Raw genomic sequence first — 4,782 nt, forward strand, 5'->3', positions numbered from 1 at the left:
GGTACGAACTGATAGATATCACCTCTGGACTCGAACATACTATTTTCTACCACCTCGCAGAGACTCTCAAGCTGGCCGGACAGTTACTGGAGAAGCCATCGCTGGCAGAAGTAGGAACACAACTCACTTGTCAGCAGATAGACGGGGAAAGTGATCAGTCTTTTGGTTCTGGTAAGGAGCAGCACAAGGATGTCAACAAACTATACATCGATTTACACGAACTTGCCTCGAAGCTGTCCCTTGCCTGGGAGAAAGCTGACCGAGCAGTTCGTAGCCAAGGAGGAGAACCCAATGGTTCAGAGCAATTAGAACGTGCTTTAGAGCAGCTCTTTGAGATTCTCGACTATCAGATCTGGTTAAAGTCCCAACAACTCTACTTACAGGCAGTCCAACTTCACCGGACGACCGATCCCGTGCAAGCTGCTCAGGAGGACTATTGGCAACTTCTGGCTACTCCCCTACAGGAAGAAAGTCATCCCTTAGCTCGCCGCCTCAACTCCTGTCCTCGGTGTGGTGCATCCCTCACCCAAGAGGATCGGACGTTTGATGGCTCTTACTGTGAGTTTTGCCGAACCCGATGGATTGAGTCTACAGTCTGATACACATGATCGGGTCAAGTTTTGGCACAATCAACAACAGATGAACTCACTCATTCGGTGCTTATGGCTTCCACGGTTCTGATTACTGGCGCGTCTCAAGGTAGCGGTAAAGCCACTGCTCATCTATTTGCCCAAAACGGCTATTCCGTTGTCCTCGCCGCCCGCCAACCTGAGCGATTAGAGGCGGTAGCCCAAGACATTCGCGCTAAGGGAGGTGACGCCCTAGCTATTTCCACCGATGTCACGAACCCCCAACAGGTACAAGAATTGGTGGATAAGGCACTGTCAAACTATAGCCAAATTGATGTCCTGATCAATAATGCAGGGATCTGCTTGACTGGATCGGTGGAAAAGACAGAGTTAAGTGATTGGCATCAGCTCATGGATACCAATTTCTTTGGCTATGTCTACACCATAGAGGCATTATTACCCCATTTCCTCAGCCGAAAAACTGGCTCAATTATTAACGTCGGTTCCTTTGGTGGCAAAATGCCCTTACCGGAAATGACCGCCTATTGTGCTAGTAAGTATGCCGTTACAGGTTTAACTGAATCCCTACGCTTAGAATTAGAACCTAAAGGTATCTTTGTCAGCGTCGTTCATCCCGGCGTAATTAAAAGCAGCTTTTTGGAACGAGCGATGTTTCGGGGTCAGGATGACTCTGAAGCCGAGTCTCGCCGTCAACAAATGAATCAGGTTTTACAATCACCGTTAGTGAGTCAACCCGAGGACATTGCCCAAGGGATTTGGGACGCTCTCCAGGAGCAGCGTTCAGAGGTTGTGGTTGGACCGACAGTCATCGCCACCCAAACCTATCGATGGTTTCCCGATTTAATCACTTGGATGATGAAATTTGCTAACCGCCGTTAACTCCACAAGATTCTACTAGACACAAAATTCCTTTTTTCCGTACAACTGTAAGCAGGATTTATCCAGAAATCGGCTATTTAGAAGCTCCCTAGGAGACAAAAAATCGAGGATTGTTTCTCAAATAATCTTATATAATAGCCCGATATTTTGGTAAAAATCAAGTACTGAACCACTGATTTCTGGGTTGTACTTAAGACCAAGGTTTGCCAGCAAAGACAGGGAGCAGATGCCTCAACAGAGTAACAGACGGCAAACACAACTGATTCGTTACGGTTCGCCCCAATTCTTGATACCTTAGAGTTTCCTACATTAGACACAGCGCCAGAAATCAGCACAAAGTTAAGTTGATGATTGGTCATGGGAGAGCGACTCGAACGAGCAATCACCAGATCGAACCGTCCCATCTCAGGTTCGGGAACCCCCCCTTCATGAGACAGGCTAACCGCGTTCAGTATAGAGATTGGTAGCCGAACCAATGATATTGAAGCTCACATTGGCTGCTGATTGAACCGGATTACAGTTCAACAGTCACGCTCCCCGACTTCACCAGTATTTGTAGTTAAGCGAACTTGGAACACTCTTATGGCAAAAGTAGTTGGAATTGATTTAGGTACGACAAACTCCTGCGTAGCCGTCATGGAAGGGGGTAAACCCACTGTGATTGCTAACGCAGAAGGTGGACGTACAACCCCTTCAGTTGTGGCGTATGCCAAAAATGGCGATCGCCTCGTGGGTCAAATCGCCAAACGTCAGGCGGTGATGAACCCGGAAAATACGTTCTACTCAGTCAAACGCTTTATTGGGCGTAGACATGGCGAAGTTACCAATGAAGCGACCGAAGTCTCTTATAAAGTCCTCAAAGTTGGCGATAACGTCAAACTTGATTGTCCCTCTCAAGGCAAACAATTTGCGCCTGAAGAGATTTCGGCTCAAGTCCTACGTAAGTTAGTCGATGACGCCAGTAAGTACCTGGGCGAAACGGTGACTCAAGCCGTGATTACGGTTCCGGCGTACTTCAACGACTCCCAGCGTCAAGCCACGAAAGACGCCGGTAAGATTGCTGGCGTTGAAGTGTTGCGGATTATTAACGAACCCACAGCGGCTTCTCTCGCCTACGGCTTAGACAAGAAGAGCAACGAAACAATTTTGGTCTTTGACCTCGGTGGTGGAACCTTTGACGTATCCATCCTAGAAGTCGGTGATGGTGTCTTTGAAGTATTATCAACTTCTGGTGACACTCACCTGGGTGGTGACGACTTTGATAAGAAAATTGTCGATTACCTCGCCGCGGAATTCCAAAAATCCGAAGGGATTGACTTACGCAAAGACAAGCAAGCCCTGCAACGTCTAACGGAAGCGGCGGAGAAAGCCAAGATTGAACTCTCCAGCGTTACCCAAGCTGAAATCAATCTACCCTTCATTACCGCTACCCAGGAAGGTCCCAAGCACCTGGATATGACCTTGACTCGGGCGAAGTTTGAAGAACTCTGTGCCGACTTAATTGATCGGTGTCGCATCCCGGTTGAGAATGCGGTGCGTGATGCCAAAATTGATAAAAGCGCGATTGATGAGATTGTCTTAGTCGGTGGTTCCACCCGGATTCCGGCGGTAAAAGAGGTGGTTAAGCGGGTATTGGGTAAAGAACCCAACCAAACCGTGAACCCCGATGAAGTGGTGGCAATTGGTGCAGCGATTCAAGCAGGTGTCTTGGCGGGTGAAGTGAAAGACATTCTGCTCCTTGATGTTACACCTCTATCCTTGGGTGTGGAAACCTTGGGCGGTGTCATGACCAAGATTATCCCCCGCAACACCACCATTCCTACCAAGAAGTCAGAAACCTTCTCCACGGCTGTGGATGGTCAAACCAACGTCGAAATCCACGTTCTCCAAGGTGAACGGGAAATGTCCACCGACAACAAGAGTCTGGGTACATTCCGTCTGGATGGTATTCCCCCAGCACCGCGCGGCGTTCCCCAAATTGAAGTCACCTTTGATATTGACGCCAATGGTATCCTGAACGTTACTGCGAAGGATAAAGGTACGGGTAAAGAGCAATCGATTAGTATTACGGGCGCATCAACTCTACCCAGTGAAGACGTTGAGCGCATGGTTCAGGAAGCCGAAGCCAACGCAACGGCGGACAAAGAACGGCGTGAGAAAATCGATCGCAAGAACCAAGCCGATTCTCTAACCTATCAAGCTGAGAAGCAGCTTAATGAATTGGGTGATAAAGTCCCAGCAGAAGACAAGACGAAGGTTGAAGGCTTGATCAAAGATCTGCGAGATGCAGTGTCTCAGGAAGATGATGAGAAGATCAAGACGCTGACCACAGAATTGCAACAAGCACTCTACAGCATCAGTGCTAACTTGTATCAACAAGCCGGTGGTCCAGAACCCGGTGCTGCTCCCGGTGGTGCGGGTGGTCCAGAACCCGGTGCTGCTCCCGGTGGTGAATCCGGTGGTGGTGATGATGTCATCGATGCTGAATTCTCGGAAACGAAATAGTCGGTTAGGATTAGAGGTTAGCCAGAGGCTAACCTCTATTTTTAAGTAGGGTTTGCTGAATAAGTCTGAGAAACACAACTGATGGATTAATTATTAAGCTTGAATCTCTGAATTATGAGGCAGTTTAGCCAACGCGGACTGGGTTATACAGCGCTTTTCAAGTAAGTGAGGTACACAGACAGATCCCCGACTTCTTCAAGAAGTCGGGGATCTTGCTTAGAGACTGTACCTCATCAACCACCAAATCTGCTGTAACGGGGATAGCGTTCCCCGGATTTAGTACAACATTAGAATTCCCTGTTCCCTGTTCCCTGTTCCCTGTTCCCTCTTTTAACAAGAACGCAACTGCGAAAGCAAAACTACAATTTCATCAATGGCTTGACGGATGGTACTCACTGATTGATTGGATTGATTCACCATAATACTAAACACCAACGGCTGATAATCGGGAACCTCCATATAACCAGACAGGGCTGACACGCCAGTCATGGTTCCGGTTTTGGCATACACTCGACCTTGGGCTGGGGTATTCTGAAAGCGCTGTCGTAGTGTTCCTTCTACCCCAGCCACGGCTAAGGAATCTCGATAGGATTGTGCCATCGGAGTTCGTGCGATCGCCTGTAGGAGTTGTACAATAGCCGTGGGACTCACTAGATTGTGGCGAGACAATCCTGAACCATCAGCAAGGACATAGGATTCCGGTTCAACCGCTAATTCGGTTAAATTAGCTTTGACTTGTTGTAATCCAGCCGCAGCCGTTGACTCATCCGCCTCTTTTTCAGTCACACCCAGCGATCGCAATAAGGCT

At 48.4% G+C, this 4,782-nt stretch carries 4 protein-coding genes; 3 read left to right on the top strand and 1 reads right to left on the bottom strand.

Annotation, left to right across the window (positions count from 1 at the left end):
- The 3 genes from ACLFWI_RS26960 to dnaK all read left to right on the top strand — a co-directional run.
- Positions 1–599, top strand: a 599-nt coding sequence (locus ACLFWI_RS26960) for a hypothetical protein (RefSeq protein ID WP_446415482.1), incomplete at its 5' end; no start/stop codon positions are given.
- A 63-nt stretch (positions 600–662) separates the two neighbouring features.
- Positions 663–1,469, top strand: a complete 807-nt coding sequence (locus ACLFWI_RS26965; protein WP_446415485.1) for an SDR family NAD(P)-dependent oxidoreductase — start codon at positions 663–665, stop codon at positions 1,467–1,469.
- Between the two features lie 582 nt (positions 1,470–2,051).
- Complete coding sequence (dnaK, locus tag ACLFWI_RS26970) at positions 2,052–3,974, top strand: molecular chaperone DnaK (RefSeq protein ID WP_446415483.1); 1,923 nt, start codon at positions 2,052–2,054, stop codon at positions 3,972–3,974.
- Positions 3,975–4,304: 330 nt separating this feature from the next.
- On the opposite strand, the gene dacB is transcribed toward dnaK, so the two are convergent.
- A partial coding sequence (gene dacB / locus ACLFWI_RS26975) for a D-alanyl-D-alanine carboxypeptidase/D-alanyl-D-alanine endopeptidase (protein ID WP_446415484.1) occupies positions 4,305–4,782 on the bottom strand: 478 nt, incomplete at its 5' end.

The sequence above is a fragment of the Coleofasciculus sp. genome (assembly GCF_046539235.1).
GTDB lineage: Bacteria > Cyanobacteriota > Cyanobacteriia > Cyanobacteriales > Coleofasciculaceae > Coleofasciculus.

Excerpts from the sequence above, each read along its gene's own strand:
- ACLFWI_RS26965 (WP_446415485.1), top strand. The coding sequence starts at position 663 with ATGGCTTCCACGGTTCTGATTACTGGCGCGTCTCAAGGTAGCGGTAAA.
- dnaK (WP_446415483.1), top strand. The coding sequence starts at position 2,052 with ATGGCAAAAGTAGTTGGAATTGATTTAGGTACGACAAACTCCTGCGTA.